Below are 24,457 nucleotides of genomic sequence, written 5' to 3'. Positions count from 1 at the left end.
ATTGAGGATAGTAAGAGGAATACGCCATGCCGATTCAGGTGTTGCCACCGCAACTGGCTAACCAGATCGCTGCCGGAGAAGTGGTTGAGCGTCCGGCTTCGGTCGTGAAGGAGCTGGTGGAAAACAGTCTGGATGCAGGTGCGACCCGGATTGATATCGACATCGAGCGCGGCGGCGCGAAGCTGATCCGTATTCGTGACAATGGCTCGGGGATTGGAAAGGATGAATTAACGCTGGCGCTGGCGCGTCATGCGACCAGCAAAATCGCCACGCTCGACGATCTGGAAGCCATCGTGAGTATGGGTTTTCGCGGCGAAGCGCTGGCAAGTATCAGTTCCGTCTCTCGTCTAACCCTGACATCGCGCACCGCTGAACAATCCGAAGCCTGGCAGGCCTACGCCGAAGGGCGTGACATGGCAGTGACGGTTAAACCCGCGGCTCACCCTGTGGGCACCACGCTGGAAGTGCTGGATCTGTTTTATAACACGCCCGCCCGCCGTAAATTTATGCGCACCGAAAAAACCGAATTCACCCATATTGATGAGGTGGTGCGCCGCATCGCGCTGGCGCGTTTCGATGTCGCCATCACGCTGCATCATAACGGTAAGCTGATGCGGCAGTATCGTGCTGCGCCGGATAAAAGCCAGTATGAACGCCGTTTGGGCAGCATCTGCGGGGCGACGTTCCTGCAACATGCGCTGGCAGTGTCATGGCAACACGGCGATCTCACCATTCATGGTTGGGTGGCCGATCCGGTTGGAGCCAAGCAACTGCCTGATATGCAGTATTGCTACGTGAACCAGCGCATGATGCGTGACCGGCTGATTAATCATGCCATTCGGCAGTCCTATCAGGATCAGCTTAGTGACGAGCAGCAGCCCGCCTATGTGCTGTATCTGGAGATCGACCCGCATCAGGTGGATGTCAATGTGCATCCTGCCAAGCACGAAGTTCGATTCCATCAGGCGCGTCTGGTGCATGACTTCATCTATCAGGCGGTGATGTCCGTTCTGCAACAGGCATCCTCACCGGCGCTCGGCATAACAGAGCCGGAGACCGGGAAACCCGTGCAATGGCAGCAGGAAAACCGCACTGCCGCCGGTGAAAACCATTTTGCCCAGCCGTCACGTACCGATAGTTCGCCGTCGTATGGTGGGAAAACGCCGCGCGCGAGCCATTCTGGTCAGGCGAGAGAATCTGCTTATTCCGGCTATCAACCAGAGAATCCGTACCAGAAGAAGCAGGGTGATCTGTATAAGGCGCTGCTGCAACCAGCGGATAATGCAGCAAGTGCACCCCCGTCGTCTGGCGAGCGTATTTCTGTACCGTCGAGTCACGTTATGTCGCCGGATAGGGTTGTCCCACCCACGGTATCGCATGACGCACCGCCAAATCGAACCGCGACGGACACCGCAGCTAACAATAACAAGCAACGTGCGCCGGTTGAATCACCGCTGGAAAGCCAATCAAACGGTTTTGGGCGGGTATTGACGGTTTATCCGCCGTGCTACGCGCTGTTGGAGTACCATAAGGGCTTGGCGATGCTGTCGCTTTCCGTTGCTGAACGTTATCTGAAAGCGGTGCAGTTGACGCCGTCGGAAGAGGGATTGCGGGCGCAGCCGTTGCTGATTCCGCAGCGCCTGACATTGAGTAAATCTGAGCTGAACGTTTTGTCTGCCCATCACGCTTTGCTGGCGCGTTTTGGTATTGACGTTGTGGTTGAGTCACAGCGTGCCACATTGCGTGCTGTACCTTTACCATTGCGCCAACAAAATTTACAAAACTTGATCTCCGAACTGATAGGCTATCTGGCCGACTATCAGACGGTTGAGAAACAGCAGGTGGAACCTGGCGAATTGGCATCGTGGATGGCAACGCGATTGCAGAGTGAGCAGGAAAGCTGGAGTCATTCTCAGGCCATACAATTACTGGCGGATGTCGAGCGGCTTTGTCCGCAGTTGGCGAAAGCGCCGCCGTCTGAACTTTTATCGATGATGGACATCCAGGATGCCATCAAGGCTTTAAAGCATGAGTGATGTAGAACAAGCGTCGTTGCCGCCTGCCATTTTTATCATGGGGCCGACGGCGTCAGGAAAAACGGCATTGGCAATGGCGTTACGAGAATATTTGCCGGTAGAGTTGATTAGCGTAGATTCCGCCCTCATCTATAAAGATATGGATATTGGGACGGCGAAACCGAGTGCGGAAGAGCTGGCACTGGCCCCGCATCGGTTAATCGATATTCTCGATCCGACAGAATCCTATTCTGCGGCCGATTTTCGCCGCGATGCGTTACGTGAGATGGCGGACATTACCGCTGCTGGGCGCATTCCCCTGTTAGTCGGGGGGACGATGCTGTATTTCAAGGCGCTGCTGGAGGGACTTTCTCCTCTGCCGTCAGCCGATGCCGCCGTGCGTCAACGCATTGAAGAGCAGGCAAAAGAAATCGGCTGGGAAGCGATGCATCGGCAGCTCAGTGAGATCGATCCGGTAGCGGCCATTCGGATTCATCCAAATGATCCGCAGAGACTCTCGCGAGCACTGGAAGTTTTTTTCGTTTCAGGTAACACTTTAACTGAACTGACAAAAACGTCTGGCGACGCGCTGCCCTATCAGGTTCATCAGTTTGCTATCGCCCCAGCGACGCGTGAATTGTTGCATGAGCGGATTGAACAGCGTTTTCATCAGATGTTGGCGGCAGGTTTTGAGACAGAAGCCCGGACATTGTTTGCCCGGCACGACCTTCATACGGATATGCCCTCTATTCGTTGTGTTGGTTATCGCCAGATGTGGTCATATTTATCCGGTGAAATTGATTACGATGAGATGGTTTATCGGGGAATTTGTGCGACGCGTCAGTTAGCGAAGCGTCAAATGACTTGGCTGCGCGGTTGGGATGATGTCTGCTGGCTGAATAGCGAAAAACCGACTGAAGCACTGGACAAGGTAATAGAGGTTGTTAGTGCATAGGTTGAGTGATTGTGTACAATCGGTGAGTCTCAGCGTGCAAGTTTTTTACACCGTTATTTTAGAACCGTAGGGTTCTTTGTTACAAACAACATACAAATAAGGAAAATATAGAATGGCTAAGGGGCAATCTTTGCAAGATCCGTTCTTGAACGCTTTGCGTCGTGAACGTGTTCCGGTTTCGATTTATTTGGTGAACGGTATTAAGCTGCAAGGTCAGATCGAATCTTTCGATCAGTTCGTGATTTTGTTGAAAAACACGGTAAGTCAGATGGTTTATAAGCACGCCATCTCTACAGTTGTTCCTTCTCGCCCAGTCTCTCACCATAGCAACAATCCAGGCGGCAGCAACAACTATCACGGTAGTAACACGACTGCTCAGCAGCAGTCACAGGAAGCTGATGACGCCGAATAAGGCGTATTGTCAATTCACCACGGCGCGGGAGAGCTTGACGCATCGCTCGACTCCTTCGCTGTGGTGTTTTTTGCTCGTTTGAGAGGTTATTCGCTTGTTTGACCGTTATGAATCAGGTGAACGGGCTATATTAGTTCATATTTTCTTTGCTCAGGATAGAGATACGGAAGATCTACTGGAGTTTGAGTCTCTGGTTTCTTCTGCCGGTATTGAATCCTTACAGGTGGTTACTGGCAGCCGTAAATCGCCTCATCCCAAGTATTTTGTTGGGGAAGGTAAAGCTGAAGAAATTGCTCAGGCAGTAAAAGAAACTGGCGCGTTTGTCGTGCTGTTTGATCACGCGCTGACGCCTGCTCAGGAACGTAATCTGGAGCGTTTGTGCGAGTGCCGGGTGATAGACCGTACCGGACTAATTTTAGATATTTTTGCCCAGCGTGCGCGTACGCACGAGGGGAAATTACAGGTAGAACTGGCACAGCTGCGCCACCTTGCGACCCGACTGGTTCGCGGCTGGACGCACCTTGAGCGCCAGAAAGGCGGTATCGGTTTGCGTGGTCCTGGTGAAACCCAGCTTGAAACCGACCGTCGCTTATTGCGTAACCGTATCAGTCAGATATTGTCGCGTCTTGAACGGGTAGAAAAACAGCGTGAACAGGGGCGGCGTTCGCGGGTCCGTGCTGATGTCCCCACCGTTTCGCTGGTGGGCTATACCAACGCCGGTAAATCCACGCTGTTTAACACGATTACATCGGCAGGCGTCTATGCCGCCGATCAGTTATTTGCCACACTGGATCCAACATTGCGCCGCATTCAAGTGGATGATGTGGGTGATACCGTGCTGGCGGATACCGTAGGTTTTATCCGGCAGTTGCCCCACGATTTGGTGGCTGCGTTTAAGGCTACATTACAGGAAACACGTCAGGCCTCGCTGCTGCTGCACGTTGTTGATGCTGCCGATCCTCGTCTTGACGAGAACATCGACGCGGTTGATGACGTATTGGCGGAAATTGAGGCAGACGAAATACCTGCGCTGTTGGTAATGAACAAAATTGATATGCTGGATGATTTCGTTCCGCGTATCGATCGCAACGAAGAGAATCTACCGGTACGGGTCTGGCTTTCAGCACAGACTGGCGACGGTATTCCGTTGCTATTTCAGGCATTGACTGAGCGGCTTTCCGGGGAAATTGCACAACATACTTTGCATCTTCCCCCGCAGGCAGGACGCTTGCGTAGTCGTTTTTACCAGCTTCAGGCAATAGAAAAAGAATGGATTGAAGAGGATGGGCAAATTGGTTTGGTTATTCGTATGCCGATTGCTGACTGGCGCCGCCTCTGCAAAAAAGAGCAGGAACTGATGGACTATATTGTCTGATCTGACTGGTATAAACAGTCTGAACGGTGAAATAGTCTGACGGACTCTGGGATATTGAACCTGAAGAACACCTATCATAAAGAATGGAGCTAAAACATGGCGTGGAATCAGCCCGGTAATAACGGACAAGACCGCGACCCGTGGGGGAGCAGCAGCAATAATGGCGGCAACTCTGGCGGAAATAACAATAAAGGTGGCCGAGATCAGGGGCCGCCGGATCTGGACGACATCTTCCGTAAGCTGAGCAAAAAACTCAGCGATCTGGGTGGCGGCAAAGGTTCAGGCTCAAGCAACAGCGGAAATTCTGGCGGCCCAGCACTGGGTGGCCGGATCGTCGGTATCGCTGCCGTCGCTGCAGTTGTGATCTGGGCTGCTACGGGTTTCTATACCATTAAAGAAGCGGAACGCGGTGTCGTCACGCGCTTTGGTAAATTCAGCCATTTGGTCGGCCCCGGCCTTAATTGGAAACCGACCTTCATCGACTCCGTTCGTGCGGTGAACGTTGAATCGGTGCGTGAACTGGCGACATCGGGCGTGATGTTGACGTCAGATGAAAACGTCGTGCGCGTTGAAATGAACGTGCAGTATCGTGTTACGCAGCCAGAACAATATCTGTTCAGTGTAACCAATGCGGATGACAGCCTACGTCAGGCAACTGACAGCGCGCTGCGCGGCGTTATTGGTAAGTACACGATGGACAAAATTTTGACGGAAGGCCGTACCATTGTGCGTACGGATACTCAGCGTGTACTGGAAGAGACGGTTCGTCCATACAACATGGGTATCACGTTGCTGGACGTGAACTTCCAAACCGCGCGTCCGCCGGAAGAAGTGAAGGCCGCGTTTGATGATGCGATTGCCGCACGTGAAAACGAACAGCAATATATTCGCGAAGCGGAAGCCTATGCGAACGAAGTGCAGCCGCGTGCCAACGGTCAGGCGCAGCGTATTCTGGAAGAGTCCCGCGCTTATAAAACCCGTACTATTCTTGAAGCTCAGGGTGAAGTTGCCCGTTTTGCCAGAATATTACCGGAATATAAAGCGGCGCCTGAAATCACTCGTGAACGTCTGTATATCGAAACGATGGAACGTGTACTGAGCCATACCCGTAAAGTTCTGGTCAATGACAAGGGGGGCAACCTGATGGTGCTGCCGTTGGATCAGATGCTGCGTGGACAAGGTGGTGAAAATACGCCAAGCAATAACAGCAGCAGCGCTAGTCCACTGCGTTTGCCTGGCAACAGCAGCGGTGCGACGAATAGCAACCAAACGCGCAGCAGCAACAATGGAAATATCATGGATCAGCGCAGAGCAAATGCGCAGCGTGATGACTTCACTCGAGTAGGGAGAGAATAATCGATGCGTAAGCCCTTACTATTTATCCTGATCCTGGTACTGATGGTGGTCTATGCGTCACTGTTTGTGGTGCAGGAAGGTCAGCGCGGCATTGTGATGCGTTTTGGCAAAGTATTGCGTGATGACGACAATAAGCCGCTGATCTATGCCCCGGGATTGCGGTTCAAGATTCCGTTTATCGACTCAGTGAAAATGCTGGATGCGCGTATCCAGACCATGGAAAACCAGGCTGACCGCTTTATCACTAAAGAGCAAAAAGACCTGATTGTCGATTCCTATCTCAAATGGCGTATCAGCGATTTCAGCCGCTACTATCTGGCAACGGGCGGTGGTGACATCTCTCAGGCGGAAGTGCTGCTGAAACGTAAATTCAGTGACCGTCTGCGTTCTGAAATCGGTCGTCTGGATGTGAAAGGGATTGTGACCGACTCACGTGGTCAACTGATGTCTGACGTACGTGAAGCGCTGAATACCGGTACTGGTGAAACGACCGAGGCCGATAATGCGATTGCTTCTGCGGCTGCACGCGTCGAGAAAGAGACGGCGAGCAAGGAACCTCACATCAACCCTAACAGCATGGCTGCGCTGGGTATTGAGGTTATCGATGTGCGAATTAAGCAAATCAACCTGCCAACTGAAGTGTCTGATGCGATTTACCAACGTATGCGTGCAGAACGTGAAGCGGTAGCGCGTCGTCATCGTTCACAAGGTCAGGAAGAAGCTGAAAAGCTGAAAGCAGCGGCAGACTATGAAGTCACCCGTACGCTGGCAGAAGCGGAGCGTCAGGGCCGAATTTCTCGCGGTGAAGGGGATGCTGAAGCAGCGAAACTGTTTGCTAACGCATTCAGTGAAGATCCTGATTTCTATGCTTTCGTTCGTAGCCTGCGCGCGTACGAAAACAGCTTCAGTAATAATCAGGACGTCATGGTTCTCAGCCCGGATAGCGACTTCTTCCGCTACATGAAGTCACCGGAAAGCAGTATGGTTCCACGCCGCTGATAGTCATTCACTGACGTCTCATCAAGCCCGGGTTATTTCTCCGGGCTTTTTTTTGCCATTTTCTGGCAGAGAGATATTCAAAGGGTTGGTCCTGCTCGAATCTGAAGCGGGGAAAGGGGTTGTTATGAATTCAATAATTTGGCTGGCGCTTGGGCTAGTTTTGGTGCTTGAAGGGCTGGGGCCGCTACTATTCCCTCGTCTCTGGCGGCGGATGATTTTGGGGATCGCGCAGTTACCGGATACTATTTTGCGCCGTTTTGGCGGCGGAATAGTCGTTGCGGGTTGCGTGATCTACTACATGTTGCGTAGTCGGATGGGTGGTTAAAATTAAGCGGAAAAATGTGCGCAACCGTGTGCTAAAAGTACTGAAAGCATCCAAATGAGATGTTAGAATCCTTTTTTAAGCAACCTGGTGATTCTTGAAATGGGTAAGAACGTCGTCGTACTGGGCACCCAATGGGGTGACGAAGGTAAAGGCAAGGTCGTTGACCTGCTGACTGAACGGGCTAAATATGTTGTGCGCTATCAGGGTGGACACAACGCTGGCCACACGCTGGTTATCAACGGTGAAAAAACCGTCCTTCATTTAATTCCTTCTGGCATTCTGCGTGAAAATGTTGTCAGCATCATCGGTAACGGTGTTGTGCTGGCACCTGACGCATTGATGAAAGAGATGACGGAGCTTGAAGCGCGTGGCGTCCCGGTACGCGAACGTCTGCTGCTTTCTGAAGCCTGTCCGTTAATCCTGCCTTATCACGTCGCACTGGATAACGCGCGTGAAAAGGCGCGTGGTGCGAAAGCAATTGGTACGACTGGCCGCGGTATCGGCCCTGCGTATGAAGATAAAGTTGCTCGCCGTGGCCTGCGCGTTGGCGATCTGTTTGATAAAGAAACCTTTGCTGTCAAATTGAAAGAGATCGTCGAATACCATAACTTCCAACTGGTTAACTACTATAAAGCCGATGCCGTCGACTACCAGAAAGTGCTGGACGATGTGCTGGCGATTGCTGACATCCTGACCGCGATGGTCGTTGATGTTTCCGATCTGCTGTACAAAGCGCACCTGCGTGGCGATTTCGTCATGTTTGAAGGCGCGCAGGGTACGCTGCTGGATATCGATCACGGTACTTATCCGTACGTGACTTCTTCAAACACCACTGCGGGCGGCGTTGCTACCGGTTCTGGTCTGGGTCCACGCTATGTAGACTACGTACTGGGTATCGTTAAAGCTTACTCTACCCGTGTAGGTGCAGGTCCATTCCCGACTGAACTGTTTGAAGAAGTAGGCGAGCATCTGTCTCAGAAAGGTAACGAGTTTGGTGCGACAACGGGTCGTCGTCGTCGTACTGGCTGGCTGGATGCGGTTGCCGTACGTCGTGCGGTACAGATCAACTCGCTGTCTGGTTTCTGCCTGACCAAGCTGGATGTTCTGGATGGCCTGAAAGAGATTAAAATCTGCGTAGGCTATCGCCTGCCGAATGGCAGTGAAGTGGATACCACGCCGCTGGCGGCTGAAGGTTGGGAAGGTCTTGAGCCGATTTACGAAACGATGCCAGGCTGGTCTGAAAGCACGTTTGGCGTGAAAGATCACAGCAAACTGCCGCAGGCTGCGCTGAACTACATCAAACGTATCGAAGAAATTACGGGTGTGCCGATTGATATTATTTCTACTGGCCCAGATCGTAGCGAAACGATGGTGCTGCGCGATCCGTTCGACGCTTGATTTTGCCACCCTTAATGGGTGATGCGAAGATGAAAAAGGACGGGATTCCCGTCCTTTTTGCTATTTATCGTGTCATCGCCGTGTGTGAACGACGACAGTTTGTCACACGCTATTCTTGAGCGTCTTTCGCCTTCTGCGCTTTCTTTTTCAGGCAATCCAGCAGCTTATTGTGGATGTTACTGAACCCGCCGTTGCTCATCACCAGAATATGGTCGCCAGGCTGTGCGGTCTTGACGATGTTTTCTACCAGCGTGTCAATATCCGCGCTCCAGTGAGCGGGCTGTACGCAGGCTTCCGCAACTTCTACCACCTGCCATGGAATATGTGCGGGCTGGAATAGGAAAACCTCATCGGCGCGGCCTAATGACGGCGCTAGCTCGTTTTTGCACATCCCCAATTTCATGGTGTTAGAACGGGGTTCAAGCACAGCCAAAATACGCGCCGTGCCGCCAACCTTGCTGCGTAGCGCCGACAGCGTCGCCAGAATTGCGGTAGGGTGGTGCGCAAAATCGTCATAAACCGTGACGCCATGCTCCGTACCGCGTAACTCCAGACGACGACGTGCGTTGATAAATCCACCCAGTGCGCGGCAGGCATCTGCAGGCAGTACGCCAACGTGGTGAGCGGCAGCAATGGCCATCAGTCCGTTGTGCATATTGTGTTCACCCACCAACTTCCAATGGACTTCACCGATGAGTACCTTATTCAGGTAAACCTGATATTGGCTGGCATCGGTCGACACTTTTTGTGCCCGCCATGTGCCTTCTTCGCCGACCAGTTCCAGCTCACTCCAGCATCCCATTGCCATCACCTGTTTAAGGTTAAGGTCATTGCTTGGCAGGATGATTTTCCCACTACCCGGCACCAACCGCACAAGATGATGGAACTGTTTCTGAATGGCTTTCAGATCGTCAAAGATGTCGGCGTGATCGAACTCAAGATTGTTGAGCACCAGCGTTCTTGGGCAGTAGTGTACGAATTTGGAGCGTTTGTCGAAGAATGCACAGTCATATTCATCGGCTTCGAGCACCATGAACGGGCTGTCCCCCAGGCGTGCTGAAACGGTGAAGTTTCCGGGAACGCCACCGATCACAAAGCCAGGCTGGTAGCCGCAATCTTCCAGAATCCAGGTGACCATCCCCGCCGTGGTGGTTTTGCCATGTGTACCCGCAACGGCAATCACCCAGCGATCGCGCAGCACATAATCATGCAGCCACTGTGGACCGGAAACATAAGGTAGTCCCTGTTCCAATATGGCCTCAACGCACGGGTTTCCGCGCGTCATCGCATTACCGATGATGACTAAATCAGGCGCAGGGCTAAGCTGTGCCGGATCGTAGCCCTGAATCAGTGTGATTCCCTGTTCTTCAAGTAAGGTACTCATGGGGGGATAAACATTTGCATCTGAGCCTGTGACGTCATGCCCCAGCGAACGAGCAAGCAGGGCAAGGCCACCCATAAAGGTGCCACAGATACCTAAAATATGAATACGCATACATTTTCCATCTTCACAGTGAGTCTGCGTCACATTCTAACGCTATGAATCCGCCATAAGAAATGGATTTGACTAGGTACTCACTTTCTCTTTGGGCTACACTGCATGCGCAAACGTTGGCGGTGCAGAAATGAAACCGCTTTTCATCCGTAGATTCTGGAATAGTGTTATGAAAACGTTAGGCGAATTTATCGTCGAAAAACAGCACGATTTCTCTCACGCCACAGGTGAGCTTACCGCGCTGTTGTCTGCTATTAAACTGGGTGCCAAGATTATTCACCGTGATATCAATAAAGCGGGTCTGGTTGATATCCTGGGAGCCAGCGGTATTTCTAATGTTCAGGGCGAAGTGCAGATGAAGCTCGATCTGTATGCCAATGAGAAACTAAAAGCGGCATTAAAAGCGCGTGGTGAAGTGGCTGGTATTGCCTCCGAAGAAGAAGACGAAATTGTTATCTTTGAAGGTGATAAGGCGGAAAATGCCAAGTATGTCGTTCTGATGGATCCGCTGGACGGTTCGTCGAATATTGATGTAAACGTCTCTGTCGGTACGATTTTCTCTATTTATCGCCGCATTACGCCGCTGGGAACGTCAGTCACGGAAGCTGACTTCTTGCAGCCGGGTAGTCAGCAGGTTGCTGCGGGCTACATCGTTTACGGTTCTTCAACCATGCTGGTGTACACCACGGGTCACGGCGTTCATGCCTTTACCTACGATCCGTCGCTCGGTGTGTTCTGTCTCTCGCATGAAAAAGTTTGCTTCCCAGAAAAAGGGAATATGTATTCCATCAACGAAGGGAACTACATCAAGTTTCCTGTCGGCGTGAAGAAATACATCAAATACTGTCAGGAGCAGGATGAAGAGACGCAGCGTCCTTATACGTCGCGTTACATCGGTTCACTGGTTGCGGATTTTCACCGCAATCTGCTGAAAGGCGGAATTTACCTGTACCCAAGCACCGCGAGCTATCCGAAAGGTAAACTGCGTTTGCTGTACGAATGCAACCCGATGGCGTTTCTGGCGGAGCAGGCAGGCGGCAAGGCCAGCGACGGTAAAAACCGTATTCTGGATATCACGCCAGAGAAACTGCATCAGCGTTCACCGTTCTTCGTAGGAACAGAATCCATGGTTGATGACGTCGAACGTTTCATCCGTGAATTCCCAGACGCCTAATTACATTAATTAGTCGTTAATGCTAATTAGTCATCAATTAATTAGTCATAAATATAATCCCGTGTGGTCGGATATTCGGCTACACGGGATTGTCTTTTAACGCTGTGCTTCGAACCAGCTCTCCAGAATAATTACCGCAGACGCCGCATCTACGCTACCTTTATCCAACGCTTTAAAACCACCGCGTTCGAAGAGATCGGCACGTGCTTCCACCGTACTCAAGCGTTCATCGTGTAACTCAATCGCGATACCAAAACGGCCATGCAGTCGGTTAGCGAACTTCCGCGCCCGTGCCGTCAGGGGTTGTTCGGTGCCATCCATGTTGAGCGGCAGGCCGACGACGACCAGATCGGGCTGCCATTCTGACAATAGCTTCTCCACTTTTTGCCAGTCGGGTATCCCTTCCTGTGCCTTGAACGATGTCAGTGCACGCGCTGTACCGGTAATTTCCTGACCGATAGCGACACCGATGCTTTTTGTCCCAAAATCAAAGGCAAGAAGGGTTCTGCTACTCATCAGGCATGTCCTGCTTCAGTGGAGATATTATGAATATCGATGCCCAACTTCCTGGCCGCTGCCCGCCAGCGTTCGGCAATCGGCGTGTGGAACAGAATGTCTTCATCGGCTGGCGTCGTCAGCCAGGCATTCTCCAGCAGTTCTTCTTCCAGTTGGCCATTCTCCCAAGCGGAATAGCCTAAGGCGACCAGCGTATTTTTTGGCTGTTTAGGCGTGCCTAACGTTTCCAGCACGTCTTTTGACGTGGTGATCATGGTGTCCTCAGAAATACTGATGCTGGAACCGAAGCCGGGGCAGGGCGTATGCAGGATAAAGCCACGGTCGTCCGCCAATGGGCCGCCTATGAAGACGGGTTTATCCAATCGAATGGTGGGATCGCGCGGTGTTGGGTCTATTTTTAGCTTTTTCAGCACATTTTCCACGGAAAACTGATCCATCGGTTTGTTGATGATCAGCCCCATGGCTCCGTCTTCATTATGTTCGCAGATATAGACCACCGAACGTTTAAATATAGAGTCCTGTAGTGCTGGCATAGCAATGAGGAAGTGATGCTGTAAATTCATTGTGTATTTTTATCGATATCCGTCAGCGTTGGAGAAACGGCCCGTATTGCGCGGGCCGGGTGGCGTCTCAGGTGTCTCTGGTCTTAGCGGGTACGTGCAGCCAGACGCTTTTCAATGGCGTCCATCAGCATGCCAGTGATGGAAACATCCGGGTAAGCCGCTTCGATTTCACGTACGCAGGTCGGGCTGGTGACGTTAATTTCTGTCAGGCGGTCACCGATGATGTCCAGACCGACGAAAATCAGGCCTTTGGCTTTTAACGTTGGTGCGACATCACGGGCGATTTTCCAGTCGCTTTCGGTTAGCGGACGTGCTTCGCCGCGCCCACCGGCTGCCAGATTGCCGCGTGTCTCACCGCTTTTCGGGATACGCGCCAGGCAGTAAGGAACGGGTTCGCCATCGACCACCAGTACACGCTTGTCGCCGTCTTTAATTGCAGGCAGATAGTTTTGTGCCATGCAGTAGCGGGTCGCGTGTTCGGTCAGCGTTTCGATGATGACCGAAACGTTGGCGTCATCCTGCTTCAAACGGAAAATAGACGCGCCGCCCATGCCGTCAAGCGGTTTGAGAATGACGTCGCCGTGTTTTTCATGGAACTGACGCAGTTTGTCTGCACGACGCGTAACTAGCGTATCGGGGGTTAGATGCGGGAACCAGGCGGTGAACAGCTTCTCATTGCAATCACGCAGGCTCTGCGGCTTGTTGACGATCAGCGTACCTTTCTCTTCCGCACGTTCCAGAATATAGGTGGCGTAGATGAACTCCGTATCGAACGGCGGATCTTTACGCATCAGCACCACATCCAACTCTTCCAGCGCAATATCCTGCTCGCCGGAGAAATCGTACCAGCCGTCGTAATCGTACTGGACGCTCAGGCGACGCGTTGTTGCACGTGCGACGCCCGCATGCATATAGAGATCGTTCATCTCCATATAATGCAGTTCCCAACCACGGCGCTGTGCTTCAAGCAGCATGGCAAAGCTGGTGTCTTTCTTGATATTGATGGTGTCAATCGGGTCCATCACGATACCGAGTTTGATCATTCTTTTCTCCTTTACCCCAAATCGCCGAAACGTACCTGTAAGGCGGTCATGGCGGTGAGTGCAGTGGTTTCTGTGCGCAAAACGCGTGGCCCCAACAGGATATCAGTGAATCCGTGTTCTGAGGTCATGGTAATTTCACCGGCGGTGAGCCCGCCTTCCGAGCCGATCAGTAGCCTGACCCGAGCGACCGGCAGTGGTAACGTATTGATGCTTTGTGTGGCGCGCGGGTGCAGATTTAATTTCAACGCGTTGTCTTGCTCCGCACACCAGGCTTCCAGCGTCATCGCTGGCCGCACCAGCGGCACACAATTGCGGCCGGACTGTTCACAGGCGGCAACCGCAATTTTCTGCCACTGGCTAATTTTTTTCTCCATACGCTCGGCATCCAGTTTGACGCCACAGCGTTCAGAAAGCAGTGGGGTAATCACATTGACGCCCAGCTCGATGGATTTCTGAATGGTAAATTCCATCTTCTCGCCGCGCGACATCACCTGTCCCAGATGTAAATGTAGGGGCGATTCTTTATCTTCCAACTTACCTGCTGTGAAGCGAACGCGCACACTCTTTTTGCCAGCCGCAATGATTTCTGCATCAAAGACATGATTGCTGCCATCAAATAGCTGCAATGACTGACCCATCGTCATGCGTAACACGCGACCCACATGATTGGCGGCATCGTCACTCAGTTCGACTTCACCACCGTTAAGGGGGAGCGTTTCGGGATGAAAAATGCGTGGTACTCGCATGCTGAATTAAGACCTTTGAATAAAATAGAGCGGCGCAGAAACGCCAGAAATAGGCAAAACCACCGTCATCTGGCGGTGGTTTTGCTGGAAACAGATTCGCTATAGTAGGTAGACGAACTAGCGCTGGCAAGCCTGTTGAACGTAGGGATTTGGGTTTCCCTGTTTTGCGGCGATACGCTGATTGCGGGTACATTCCCACTGGGTGACCGGGTATTGCTTATCCCAGGCTTCGAACAGCTGGGTTTGCTGGCTGGAAAGGCGTAATTGATAGCGGTCGCGCATGTAGAAATAGGTACGCGCGATCTGGCCGCGAGCGCGAGCGGGTGGTTCTGCCAGATTATTTTTGAAATCGACCTTCATCTCGCATTGACCATATTGGGATGCACCATCGTTCCATTGCCCATATATGGCATTGCCGCGATCGCCGTTGACCTCGCCGATAGCAGGTTGCAGGTTATGCAAATCGGTTTCCATCTCGCGGTAGACAGGGTCGCTGTTACAGTTCTTTCTGCCGCCATCCTGCCAGCACTGGCGCTGGTGGCCGAATTGCCAGGCCGGTACAACGTGCTCCCACTCGATACGGCTGGCACGCTGCTCATTTTTCCTCACCTGATAGCCGCAGGATTCAAGGTCAGGCGTGCCTTTCTTGCCCTGCCACGTAATCTTGCAGCCACAGTAGAACGAACCCGGCGCATCGCGATTAATGTCGACAGCCGCGGCCTTTGCCTGCGAAAAATTATTGATGTTTTGACCCAGCGCGGTAGCCGAAAACAGCGTCGCGCCAACGGCGGCGATAGCGAGAATTTTGCGTAGCATATTCCAAATAATCCACAGGCTGTAAAGTTGGCAGACTACCGGATGTCTCGTCGGCAGGCAAATGCAAAAACAGTTTTTAAAACTGGAAATTCCCTTTTAAATAGAATTTTTTACATCATGACGTAAGGTTTTCCCGCAACGACGACAGCGATATTCTGTTTCGCCGCGCAGCACCCGATTGTGCCGGCGGATCGTCAGCTCATGCTGTTGGCAATCACACAGGTAGGTGAAGGTTTTCCCCTGTACGGATTGCACCGCAAACCGATGCGTACGTTTTGCTGGGACGTGCAGGACGCTTTCCATCATCCAGCGCCATTCCTTGCCATGCGGTGCGACACGACCAAAACGGGCATAAACCAGCAGATGGGCCAGTTCATGAGGAACGACCTCATCGATAAAGGCCTGCTGATTTTCCTGCAACAAGATGGGATTCAGCCGAATTTCCCAGTGTTGCAGCCAGGCCGTTCCTGCCGTTGAACCGCGTTGCTGGTAATTTACTGCTGGCTCGGTGTAGTCCGTCTGCAAGGTGAGGTTAGCCTGCTGCAATTTATCACGCAGACAGCGCATCACAGCCTGATGGCTGGCAATGGGGATTCGGGGTGTATTCATTGCTGTGAGCATAAATTGAGTGGCAGGGAGACGCAATAGGCGAAACTGAAGCGAAATATTCAGGGAGCTAGAATGAAAAACGGCGAATTTTCATTCGCCGTTTTATACCCGTCATACTTCAAGTTGCCTGTGCGGGTTACAGGCCCGCAGCTTCGCGCAGCTCTGCGGCTTTGTCCGTTTTTTCCCACGGGAAATGTTCGCGGCCAAAGTGACCGTAGGCAGCCGTTTCCTGATAAATCGGATGCAGCAGATCCAGCATCTGGATTAAGCCGTAAGGACGCAGGTCGAAGAATTCGCGCACCAGCAGCGTCAGTTGCTCGGTGGGTACTTTCTCTGTGCCGAAGGTTTCGATCATGATAGAGGTTGGTTCTGCCACGCCGATAGCGTAGGACACCTGAATCTCGCAGCGATCGGCTAGGCCAGCCGCGACGATATTTTTGGCGACATAGCGTGCAGCATAGGCAGCAGAACGGTCTACTTTAGACGGATCCTTACCGGAGAATGCACCGCCGCCGTGACGTGCCGCGCCGCCGTAGGTATCAACGATGATTTTACGACCGGTCAGACCGCAGTCACCCATTGGGCCGCCGATAACAAAGCGCCCAGTTGGGTTGATGAAATATTTGGTATTGGCAGTCAGCCATTCTGCAGGCAGAACCGGTTTGATGATCTCTTCCATTACCGCTTCATGCAGATCTTTCTGGCTGATAGCTTCCGAATGCTGGGTAGACAGTACCACGGCATCGATGCCAGCAATCTTGCCATCGTCGTACAGGAACGTAACCTGGCTTTTTGCATCTGGGCGCAGCCACGGCAGAGAACCGCTCTTGCGGACTTCTGACTGGCGCTGAACCAGACGATGTGCATAAGTCACGGGTGCGGGCATCAAGACGTCGGTTTCATTGGTCGCGTAACCGAACATCAGACCCTGATCGCCTGCGCCTTGTTCTAGCGGATCGCGGCGGTCAACGCCCTGATTGATATCAGGAGACTGCTTGCCAATCGCACTCAGTACGGCACAAGAGTTAGCGTCAAAGCCCATATCAGAATTGACATAACCAATATCACGCACGGTACGGCGGGTAATTTCTTCAATGTCGACCCAGGCGCTGGTGGTAATTTCACCACCGACTAACACCATGCCGGTCTTTACATAAGTCTCACAAGCGACACGCGCTTTTGGGTCTTGCTCCAGAATGGCGTCGAGAACCGCATCAGAAATCTGGTCAGCAATTTTATCAGGATGTCCTTCAGAGACTGACTCGGACGTAAAAAGGTGTTTAGCCATGAGTTTCTTTACCTTCAAATCAAAGCCGTTAAGCAGAGTATCAGTTAATCAGTATAGACGGATTAACATCTGGATGGCTATTCTAGGTCACCTTTTAGTCTCAGTGCCAGTAGTTTTTCGCGTTAGCGCGCCATCGTCCTTTTATCATCGGCCGATTTTTCTTTTACAAGAGATGACTAGCGGTAATTTTCATTTTGCTTTTCCAGCAGCATGTAGGTATAAACGGCGAGCGGTGATACAACCCGCGACATCTTGAATTTTTTATTGATAGCTGACCGCATAGCCTGCGGCGCACGTGGAGGTGGTAGGATTAATGATCCGTTGTTTACTGAGTATATTGCGTTCGCAATATGTCCCTTTTGACGCTACCGCGTCCGCGACTCAACCCTTCTTTTCCGTTTCTCGACGTAGCCTGTCTTTAAATTCGACACAGGACTCCAGGGCTGGTTAACCTGCCTGTTATTCTTTCTGCCAGAAGCCTTTAGCGTCTTTCTGGTCACGTTCGCCCGGTGATTTTCACAACGAGTTTTATCGACCCGTAACACGGAGCCTGACAACGTGTTTTACACTAATAAGAGTAATAAAGTGACGGCATACTTCACTACGCCGGTTTTTTCACTGTCGATGCCGCATGTTGCAGGTATGCTCATGTGGGCTGTTTATTCAGGTACTGATGTGATCCGCAGTCTAGAAAAAGAAGAGGTTCGTTATGTCTGACGACATGATTCATCACGGCTCGTCAGCGACGGGTAAACATGAAAATTTGCGCTCTATGCAGGAGGTTGCCATGAATGACCGTAATGCCAGCGAAATGCTTCGTACTTACAATATTGCCTGGTGGGGCAATAATTACTATGACGTCAATGAACTCGGCCATATTAGCGTGTGCCCAGATCCTGACGTACCTGAAGCTCGCGTCGATCTGGCCAGATTGGTCAAAGATATGCAAAAAGAGAGCCATCAGCGCCTTCCTGCGCTGTTCTGCTTTCCGCAAATCCTTCAGCATCGCCTGCGTTCTATTAACGCCGCGTTTAAACAGGCTCGCGAATCGTTTGGCTATGAAGGCGGGTATTTTCTGGTTTATCCGATCAAGGTTAACCAGCATCGTCGCGTCATTGAGTCACTGGCTAATTCCGGTGAGCCGTTGGGTCTGGAAGCCGGTTCAAAAGCGGAGCTGATGGCGGTACTGGGCCACGCGGGCATGACCCGCACGGTGATTGTGTGTAACGGCTACAAAGACCGTGAATACATCCGCCTGGCACTCATCGGTGAAAAGCTGGGCCATAAAGTTTATCTGGTCATCGAGAAGATGTCCGAAATTCGGCTGGTGCTGGAAGAAGCCGAGCGCTTGAATGTGGTGCCGCGCCTTGGTGTCCGTGCGCGTCTGGCTTCTCAGGGATCGGGCAAGTGGCAATCCAGCGGCGGTGAAAAATCCAAGTTTGGTCTGGCGGCGGTTCAGGTGCTGCAACTGGTTGAGATGCTGCGTGAAGCGGGGCGGTTGGATAGCCTGCAACTGCTGCATTTCCATCTGGGATCGCAACTGGCGAATATCCGTGATATCGCGACGGGCGTGCGTGAATCCGCGCGCTTCTATGTCGAGCTGCATAAGCTGGGTGTAAATATCCAGTGCTTCGACGTCGGTGGCGGTTTGGGCGTGGATTATGAAGGCACGCGCTCGCAGTCCGATTGTTCAGTGAACTATGGCCTGAACGAATATGCCAACAACGTGATTTGGGGTATCGGTGATGCCTGTAACGAACACGGGTTGCCACATCCGACGGTCATCACCGAGTCTGGCCGTGCGGTAACCGCGCACCATACCGTGTTGGTTTCCAATATTATCGGTGTTGAACGCAACGAGTTCAGTGACCCGACTGAGCCGGAAGAAGGCGCTCCGCGTGCGCTGGAGAGCCTGTGGTCAACCTGGAAAGAAATCAAGCAGCCGGGGAAACGCCGTTCGCTGCGTGAATGGCTGCACGACAGCCAGATGGACTTGCACGATGTGCATACCCAATACACGCACGGCATGTTGGATCTGACGCAGCGTGCGAAAGCAGAGCAGCTTTATCTGAGCATCTGTCAGATGATTCAGGAACAGTTGGATCCGAGCAACCGTGCGCACCGGCCGATAATTGATGAATTACAGGAGCGGATGGCTGATAAGCTGTATGTCAACTTCTCGCTGTTCCAATCTATGCCGGATGCATGGGGGATCGATCAGTTGTTCCCAGTAATGCCGTTGGAAGGACTAAACAAGCCGCCTGAGCGCCGTGCTGTCGTGCTCGACATCACCTGTGATTCCGATGGTACAATCGATCATTATGTCGATGGTGACGGGATCGCGACGACGATGCCAATGCCGCCTTACGATCCAGAAAATCCGCCGCTGCTGGGCTTCTTTATGGTCGGTGCCTATCAGGAAATTCTGGGGAATATGCATAACCTGTTCGGCGATACGTCGACGGTTGACGTGTTTGTCTTCCAAGATGGTACCGTTGAGATTGAAGAATCTGACGAAGGTAATACGGTTGCCGACATGCTGGAATATGTGCAGCTTGACCCCAAAGTGCTGATGACCCGTTTCCGCGATCAGGTGAAAGAAACTGACCTGGATACCGAACTTCAGGCGCAGTTCCTGGAGGAGTTTGAAACAGGGCTGTACGGCTATACTTATTTGGAAGATGAAGAGTGAGTGTGACTGACTGAGTAAAAAGGGATGCGAGTGAGCATCCCTTTTTTTTCGTCTATCGCTCAGATAAGCGAATGACTCATATTGATATCGGCTGCTGGTTTTGGAAGGGAATCAAATTCCTCAATGACACTGTCTTTGAAGATAATTTTAGCAATAAGCAGTAAAGAGTTTTTATCCTGAACGCCATATTTATTCAGTAATCGTGATTTGCTGTTCAGTACTGACTTCTTATTTAATCCGATGATATCGGCAATCGCTTCCGCTGTGTAGCCTGCACACCAATGCTGGAATACGGTATATTCAGATTTTGACAGTCTGACGGGACTGAATAAACGGCGGTCGTGAAGGTGGACGAAATCGAGTAATTTATAAAAAGAATCGATGGTTGCTGACTTTGAAATAAGAATCGTTTTTTCGTCAATGCACACGGGAGGGTGATTGGGGGAATTATTGATGATAACGAACGACGACGCCATATTATAAAAGTGGGTTCTTATCGACTCGTAGTATTCCTCAAAGCCCTCGCTGCTACCGTCAATGATGAAAATACATTTCTTCTTTCCTTGCTGCAGCGTAAACCTGTTGACAGGTTTTATCGAGAGCATAGGGATACTGGATAGGATTTCCCGTAATCCTACCGTGGTAAAATTGCATTTACTGAAAATTCTCACATCCATGATTTTTAACACATATGAGTTTATTGTCTGAAAGTGGCCATAAACCAATAATCGCTGCTGATGTTATCCAGTTATTAAGAAATCGCGATCCTGAAATGCCTTTAAATCGCTAAAAAGTGGAGCCTCTAAAGAAACCTGCGTAAGCGATAACAGGTTTTATCATATATCTATATGATCAAACTGGAAAAATTCTTATTGGTTTAACATAGTATGCTTGATTTACTGGTTTATTTCTATCTTTAAATACAGGGGGTTACTCCATTATTCTTGTTTATTGCGATGTAGGTCTCTGTACTAATCGCGATTGTCTGTTTTTCCGTATGCTGCTGCATTCGCGGAGTGCTGCCTCCAGCATTTGGAAACCTGCTGAGATTCGTTTCTTAAAAAGAGAACACAAAGTAAATATGATTGAAAATAGCTATCTGTTTATATCTATTAATTCTTAAATCCTATCATTTTGAGGATAGAAGCGATCGCAGATAGCGGTTATGTAACCAGCTTACCGTGAATATGAGGGGGATGATAGTGGTCGGATGACTAGCGGGCAATTGAGATTTTTTCAATTGCCCCTGTGTGCATGCTTGGCGAGTAATCAGCGTGTGGGGTTACTTCTCTGCAGCGATACGCTCACGAATGTGTTTGGCGCGCCCTTCCGATGAAGGGTGGGAATCAAACATGCTGCTCTCACGACCTGCATCAAGTTTGGCTAGTTTTTCAAAGCTGCTTGCCAGACCTTCCAACTTGACGCCACGTTTCTTCAGCAGATCGAAGGAATAGTCATCTGCCTGCGTTTCCTGAGTTTGAGAGAATTGGGAATTAACCAGTTTTTCTCCCAGATCGGCGAGTTGAGACTGTGACAGGGACGCCGCTACGCCACCCGCAGAGCCAATGGCAGTACGTGCAGCCGTCGCTGCATAGGCAACCTGCATCGCTTTACGCGTGTGGCCCAGTGCAACGTGGCCAATTTCGTGGCCGAGAACGCCTTCCACTTCATTGTCATTCATCATATCCATCAGGCCGCTGTAGACACGGATGCAGCCGTTAGCCATTGCCCAGGCGTTAACATCTTTTGTCAGATAAACCTTATAGTTGGCTGGTGTACCGTTGATGTCATGACCCAGCGCATCTGCAATTTTATTCAGGCGCTGTGTGTACTTGCTGTCGGCAGGGGCAATCTTTGCTTCTTTATCCATTTGCTCACAGGACTGATTGCTGAGTGATTTAACATCAGCATCGCTGAGCGTTGCCGCCTGAAACGCCTGTGCGCCAGATTGCATTAAGGTATTGGTGTTTAAGTTCTGGCAGCCAGTCAGCAAGGTTGCGACACACAGCGCCAGTACAGAAGAACGAATAGTCATAAAAATCATCTCCATACGATTAATGTTTATTTTCTAATACCGAAAAAGCGGCTCTAAGGTACCCGAAAACGACATTCATAAATAGATCGGAAAATCTGATTTGTCTGCCCTCCGATATCTCGTCGACGATGAGTTTTTGTTTTGGTGCGTTCCAAAAAGACGTGGTTGATAAAGGTGAACCTACTAGAAAACATGGCGTATGGCGCTGTAATCAACTGCCTAATTGGTAAAAGAACCGCCATTGATTCGTTAGCTGATAAATCCCTGTTTTTTGCTCACGGTTCCATGTGCATTCCCTCTACTTTTCATGTACATTTGTAATCATATTTATTTTGTCATTCTTGTTTAACTTTTTGTTTTTTATCGATTATTCAAGAGTGGTAGTCGTTCAATCCGATCTGGAGTCAAGCATGTCCTCTCGTAAAGAACTTGCCAATGCTATCCGTGCGCTGAGCATGGATGGGGTGCAGAAAGCCAAATCCGGTCACCCGGGCGCACCGATGGGCATGGCCGATATCGCCGAAGTGCTGTGGCGCGATTATCTCAACCATAATCCGGCCAACCCTAACTGGGCCAACCGTGACCGCTTCGTGCTGTCCAATGGCCATGCGTCCATGCTGATTTACAGCCTGCTGCATCTCTCCGGCTACGACCTGCCGATTGAAGAACTGAAAAACTTCCGTCAACTGCATTCCAAAACGCCGGGTCACCCTGAATACGGCTATACCGCCGGCGTCGAAACCACCACCGGCCCGCTGGGTCAGGGTATTGCCAACGCCGTGGGGATGGCGATTGCCGAGCGTACGCTGGCGGCGCAGTTCAACCGTCCGGGCCATGAGATTGTTAACCATCATACCTACGCGTTCCTCGGTGACGGCTGCATGATGGAAGGGATTTCCCACGAAGTCTGCTCGCTGGCCGGCACGATGAAGCTCGGCAAGCTGACCGCGTTTTATGATGACAACGGTATATCCATTGACGGTCACGTTGAAGGCTGGTTTACCGACGATACTGCCGCCCGCTTTGAAGCCTACGGCTGGCACGTGGTGCGCGGCGTAGACGGTCACGATGCGGACGCTATCAAACGCGCTATCGGTGAAGCCCAGTTGGTGACCGACAAGCCGTCGCTGCTGATGTGCAAAACCGTGATTGGCTTCGGCTCACCGAACAAGGCCGGTACGCACGACTCCCACGGTGCACCGCTGGGTGATGCAGAAGTAGCAGCGTCGCGCGAACAGCTGGGCTGGGCGCATGCGCCGTTTGAGATCCCTGCTGATATCTATGCCGCCTGGGATGCGAAACCGGCCGGTCAGCGTAAGGAAGCGGCCTGGGATGAGGCGTTTGCCGCCTACGACAGCGCGTACCCTGAACTGGCTGCCGAGTTCAAACGCCGCACCGGTGGTGAACTGCCGGCCAACTGGCAGGCGGACGCACAGAAATTTATCGACGATTTGCAGGCAAATCCGGCGAAAATCGCCAGCCGCAAAGCGTCACAGAACGCGCTGGAAGCCTACGGCAAACTGCTGCCGGAATTCCTGGGCGGCTCTGCCGACCTGGCACCGAGCAACCTGACCATCTGGTCTGGCTCTGTTTCGCTGGATAAAGACCACGCGGGGAACTATATCCACTACGGCGTGCGCGAATTCGGTATGACGGCGATTGCCAACGGGATTGCGCTGCACGGTGGTTTTGTACCGTACACGGCGACCTTCCTGATGTTTGTGGAATACGCGCGTAATGCCGTGCGTATGGCGGCGCTGATGAAAATCCGCAGCATCTACGTTTACACCCACGACTCCATCGGTCTGGGCGAAGACGGCCCGACCCACCAGCCGGTTGAACAGCTGGCCAGCCTGCGCGTCACGCCGAACATGAGCAACTGGCGTCCGGCAGACCAGGTGGAAACGGCGGTGGCGTGGAAATACGCCATTGAGCGTCAGGATGGCCCGACATCGCTGATCCTGTCCCGTCAGAACCTGGCACAGCAGTCACGTACGGCTGAGCAACTGGCGAACGTGGCGAAAGGTGGCTACGTGCTGAAAGACAGCGAGGGTCAACCTGAGCTGATCCTGATTGCCACCGGTTCTGAAGTTGAACTGGCTGTCGGTGCGTATGACAAACTGACTGCCGCAGGCCGCAAGGTGCGCGTAGTGTCGATGCCGTCTACGGATGCGTTCGACAAGCAGGATGCAGCTTACCGTGAAGCGGTGCTGCCGAAAGCGGTATCGGCACGTGTAGCGATTGAAGCGGGTATTGCGGACTACTGGTTCAAGTACGTCGGCCTGAACGGCGCGATTGTCGGCATGACGAGCTTCGGCGAATCGGCTCCGGCTGAGCTGCTGTTCGAAGAGTTCGGCTTCACCGTCGATAACGTCGTTGAAAAAGCGCAGGCGCTGCTGAAGTAATCACGCCGCATTAGTCTCGATATGGGAAGCCGTCAGCTAGCGCTGGCGGCTTTTTTTCATCTTTAACTTAACCCACCTCTCAATGCGCGTTGTCTGCCCCCCGATCGCGGTTTTTTCATTTTTATGACACCGGTCACTCTTCTGGTGTGTGCCAGACGAGAATATTTCTTTTATGCGTTAATTCGTTTATGCTAGCTGAAGCGTTTCAGTTGTTGTGCTGACGGCGTTTCTTCAGGGGTT

Annotated in this window: 21 protein-coding genes; 11 read left to right on the top strand and 10 right to left on the bottom strand. The window is 51.7% G+C overall.

Annotated features, from left to right (window positions below):
* Nucleotides 1-26: 26 nt before the first annotated feature.
* From mutL to IG609_RS17545, 8 genes are all read left to right on the top strand, one after another.
* On the top strand, nt 27-2,036 hold the full coding sequence (gene mutL, locus IG609_RS17580; RefSeq protein ID WP_193398189.1) for a DNA mismatch repair endonuclease MutL: 2,010 nt from the start codon (nt 27-29) through the stop codon (nt 2,034-2,036).
* Entirely contained in the window at nt 2,029-2,970 is a 942-nt protein-coding gene (gene miaA / locus IG609_RS17575; protein ID WP_193398190.1) for a tRNA (adenosine(37)-N6)-dimethylallyltransferase MiaA, read from the top strand. Before mutL ends, miaA begins: the two co-directional genes overlap by 8 nt.
* Before the next feature lie 112 nt (nt 2,971-3,082).
* Nucleotides 3,083-3,382: an RNA chaperone Hfq gene (gene hfq, locus IG609_RS17570; protein WP_010285823.1), complete on the top strand. Its 300-nt coding sequence runs from the start codon at nt 3,083-3,085 to the stop codon at nt 3,380-3,382.
* A 94-nt stretch (nt 3,383-3,476) separates the two neighbouring features.
* On the top strand, nt 3,477-4,757 hold the full coding sequence (gene hflX / locus IG609_RS17565; RefSeq protein WP_193398191.1) for a ribosome rescue GTPase HflX: 1,281 nt from the start codon (nt 3,477-3,479) through the stop codon (nt 4,755-4,757).
* Between the two features lie 96 nt (nt 4,758-4,853).
* The gene (gene hflK / locus IG609_RS17560; RefSeq protein ID WP_193398192.1) at nt 4,854-6,113 is read left to right on the top strand and encodes an FtsH protease activity modulator HflK; all 1,260 of its coding nucleotides are present in this window, start codon (nt 4,854-4,856) and stop codon (nt 6,111-6,113) included.
* Nucleotides 6,114-6,116: 3 nt separating this feature from the next.
* Entirely contained in the window at nt 6,117-7,112 is a 996-nt protein-coding gene (gene hflC, locus IG609_RS17555; RefSeq protein WP_193398193.1) for a protease modulator HflC, read from the top strand.
* 124 nt (nt 7,113-7,236) lie between these two features.
* A complete protein-coding gene (locus tag IG609_RS17550; protein WP_193398194.1) occupies nt 7,237-7,437 on the top strand; it encodes a DUF2065 domain-containing protein in 201 nt (66 codons plus the stop codon).
* A 99-nt stretch (nt 7,438-7,536) separates the two neighbouring features.
* Nucleotides 7,537-8,835 carry an adenylosuccinate synthase gene (locus IG609_RS17545; protein ID WP_193398195.1) on the top strand — a complete coding sequence of 433 codons (1,299 nt, stop codon included), beginning with the start codon at nt 7,537-7,539 and terminating at the stop codon, nt 8,833-8,835.
* Between the two features lie 109 nt (nt 8,836-8,944).
* Here IG609_RS17545 and mpl read toward each other — a convergent pair whose 3' ends face one another.
* Nucleotides 8,945-10,330, bottom strand: coding sequence for a UDP-N-acetylmuramate:L-alanyl-gamma-D-glutamyl-meso-diaminopimelate ligase (gene mpl, locus IG609_RS17540; RefSeq protein ID WP_193398196.1), 1,386 nt, complete (start codon nt 10,328-10,330; stop codon nt 8,945-8,947).
* Nucleotides 10,331-10,499: 169 nt separating this feature from the next.
* On the opposite strand from mpl, the gene fbp reads away from it, so the two are divergent.
* A complete protein-coding gene (gene fbp, locus IG609_RS17535) occupies nt 10,500-11,504 on the top strand; it encodes a class 1 fructose-bisphosphatase (RefSeq protein ID WP_010285800.1) in 1,005 nt (334 codons plus the stop codon).
* Between the two features lie 96 nt (nt 11,505-11,600).
* Here fbp and ruvX read toward each other — a convergent pair whose 3' ends face one another.
* From ruvX to metK, 7 genes are all read right to left on the bottom strand, one after another.
* Nucleotides 11,601-12,020, bottom strand: a complete 420-nt coding sequence (gene ruvX / locus IG609_RS17530; RefSeq protein WP_180785261.1) for a Holliday junction resolvase RuvX — start codon at nt 12,018-12,020, stop codon at nt 11,601-11,603.
* A complete protein-coding gene (locus IG609_RS17525; RefSeq protein ID WP_193398197.1) occupies nt 12,020-12,583 on the bottom strand; it encodes a YqgE/AlgH family protein in 564 nt (187 codons plus the stop codon). The genes ruvX and IG609_RS17525 overlap by 1 nt, the downstream gene beginning before the upstream one ends.
* A gap of 83 nt (nt 12,584-12,666) precedes the next feature.
* Nucleotides 12,667-13,626, bottom strand: a complete 960-nt coding sequence (gshB, locus tag IG609_RS17520; protein ID WP_010285797.1) for a glutathione synthase — start codon at nt 13,624-13,626, stop codon at nt 12,667-12,669.
* Between the two features lie 11 nt (nt 13,627-13,637).
* Nucleotides 13,638-14,372: a 16S rRNA (uracil(1498)-N(3))-methyltransferase gene (gene rsmE, locus IG609_RS17515; protein WP_193398198.1), complete on the bottom strand. Its 735-nt coding sequence runs from the start codon at nt 14,370-14,372 to the stop codon at nt 13,638-13,640.
* 117 nt (nt 14,373-14,489) lie between these two features.
* Nucleotides 14,490-15,188, bottom strand: coding sequence for a deoxyribonuclease I (gene endA / locus IG609_RS17510; protein WP_193398199.1), 699 nt, complete (start codon nt 15,186-15,188; stop codon nt 14,490-14,492).
* A 96-nt stretch (nt 15,189-15,284) separates the two neighbouring features.
* Nucleotides 15,285-15,797 (bottom strand): SprT family zinc-dependent metalloprotease, encoded by a 513-nt coding sequence (locus tag IG609_RS17505; RefSeq protein ID WP_193398200.1) that lies wholly within the window; start codon nt 15,795-15,797, stop codon nt 15,285-15,287.
* Nucleotides 15,798-15,933: 136 nt separating this feature from the next.
* On the bottom strand, nt 15,934-17,085 hold the full coding sequence (gene metK / locus IG609_RS17500; protein ID WP_102118517.1) for a methionine adenosyltransferase: 1,152 nt from the start codon (nt 17,083-17,085) through the stop codon (nt 15,934-15,936).
* A gap of 709 nt (nt 17,086-17,794) precedes the next feature.
* Between metK and speA the strand changes: the two genes are divergently transcribed.
* Nucleotides 17,795-19,777 (top strand): biosynthetic arginine decarboxylase, encoded by a 1,983-nt coding sequence (gene speA / locus IG609_RS17495; RefSeq protein ID WP_193398201.1) that lies wholly within the window; start codon nt 17,795-17,797, stop codon nt 19,775-19,777.
* Nucleotides 19,778-19,836: 59 nt separating this feature from the next.
* Here speA and IG609_RS17490 read toward each other — a convergent pair whose 3' ends face one another.
* Nucleotides 19,837-20,382: a helix-turn-helix transcriptional regulator gene (locus IG609_RS17490; protein WP_193398445.1), complete on the bottom strand. Its 546-nt coding sequence runs from the start codon at nt 20,380-20,382 to the stop codon at nt 19,837-19,839.
* A 677-nt stretch (nt 20,383-21,059) separates the two neighbouring features.
* The gene (gene loiP / locus IG609_RS17485; RefSeq protein WP_193398202.1) at nt 21,060-21,812 is read right to left on the bottom strand and encodes a metalloprotease LoiP; all 753 of its coding nucleotides are present in this window, start codon (nt 21,810-21,812) and stop codon (nt 21,060-21,062) included.
* A 410-nt stretch (nt 21,813-22,222) separates the two neighbouring features.
* Here loiP and tkt point away from each other — a divergent pair, with 410 nt between their 5' ends.
* Complete coding sequence (gene tkt, locus IG609_RS17480; RefSeq protein WP_193398203.1) at nt 22,223-24,217, top strand: transketolase; 1,995 nt, start codon at nt 22,223-22,225, stop codon at nt 24,215-24,217.
* Nucleotides 24,218-24,457: the final 240 nt, after the last annotated feature.

The sequence above is a fragment of the Pectobacterium quasiaquaticum genome (genome assembly GCF_014946775.2).
Classification (GTDB): domain Bacteria; phylum Pseudomonadota; class Gammaproteobacteria; order Enterobacterales; family Enterobacteriaceae; genus Pectobacterium; species Pectobacterium aquaticum.
This window is presented reverse-complemented; position numbering and strand designations above follow the sequence as displayed.

Coding starts and splice junctions, on each gene's coding strand:
- IG609_RS17525 (WP_193398197.1), bottom strand. CDS start 12,583: ATGAATTTACAGCATCACTTCCTCATTGCTATGCCAGCACTACAGGAC.
- mpl (WP_193398196.1), bottom strand. CDS start 10,330: ATGCGTATTCATATTTTAGGTATCTGTGGCACCTTTATGGGTGGCCTT.
- metK (WP_102118517.1), bottom strand. CDS start 17,085: ATGGCTAAACACCTTTTTACGTCCGAGTCAGTCTCTGAAGGACATCCT.
- IG609_RS17545 (WP_193398195.1), top strand. CDS start 7,537: ATGGGTAAGAACGTCGTCGTACTGGGCACCCAATGGGGTGACGAAGGT.
- hflK (WP_193398192.1), top strand. CDS start 4,854: ATGGCGTGGAATCAGCCCGGTAATAACGGACAAGACCGCGACCCGTGG.
- loiP (WP_193398202.1), bottom strand. CDS start 21,812: ATGACTATTCGTTCTTCTGTACTGGCGCTGTGTGTCGCAACCTTGCTG.
- tkt (WP_193398203.1), top strand. CDS start 22,223: ATGTCCTCTCGTAAAGAACTTGCCAATGCTATCCGTGCGCTGAGCATG.
- IG609_RS17550 (WP_193398194.1), top strand. CDS start 7,237: ATGAATTCAATAATTTGGCTGGCGCTTGGGCTAGTTTTGGTGCTTGAA.
- gshB (WP_010285797.1), bottom strand. CDS start 13,626: ATGATCAAACTCGGTATCGTGATGGACCCGATTGACACCATCAATATC.
- IG609_RS17490 (WP_193398445.1), bottom strand. CDS start 20,382: ATGCTCTCGATAAAACCTGTCAACAGGTTTACGCTGCAGCAAGGAAAG.
- fbp (WP_010285800.1), top strand. CDS start 10,500: ATGAAAACGTTAGGCGAATTTATCGTCGAAAAACAGCACGATTTCTCT.
- miaA (WP_193398190.1), top strand. CDS start 2,029: ATGAGTGATGTAGAACAAGCGTCGTTGCCGCCTGCCATTTTTATCATG.
- mutL (WP_193398189.1), top strand. CDS start 27: ATGCCGATTCAGGTGTTGCCACCGCAACTGGCTAACCAGATCGCTGCC.
- speA (WP_193398201.1), top strand. CDS start 17,795: ATGTCTGACGACATGATTCATCACGGCTCGTCAGCGACGGGTAAACAT.
- IG609_RS17505 (WP_193398200.1), bottom strand. CDS start 15,797: ATGAATACACCCCGAATCCCCATTGCCAGCCATCAGGCTGTGATGCGC.
- endA (WP_193398199.1), bottom strand. CDS start 15,188: ATGCTACGCAAAATTCTCGCTATCGCCGCCGTTGGCGCGACGCTGTTT.
- ruvX (WP_180785261.1), bottom strand. CDS start 12,020: ATGAGTAGCAGAACCCTTCTTGCCTTTGATTTTGGGACAAAAAGCATC.
- hfq (WP_010285823.1), top strand. CDS start 3,083: ATGGCTAAGGGGCAATCTTTGCAAGATCCGTTCTTGAACGCTTTGCGT.
- hflC (WP_193398193.1), top strand. CDS start 6,117: ATGCGTAAGCCCTTACTATTTATCCTGATCCTGGTACTGATGGTGGTC.
- rsmE (WP_193398198.1), bottom strand. CDS start 14,372: ATGCGAGTACCACGCATTTTTCATCCCGAAACGCTCCCCCTTAACGGT.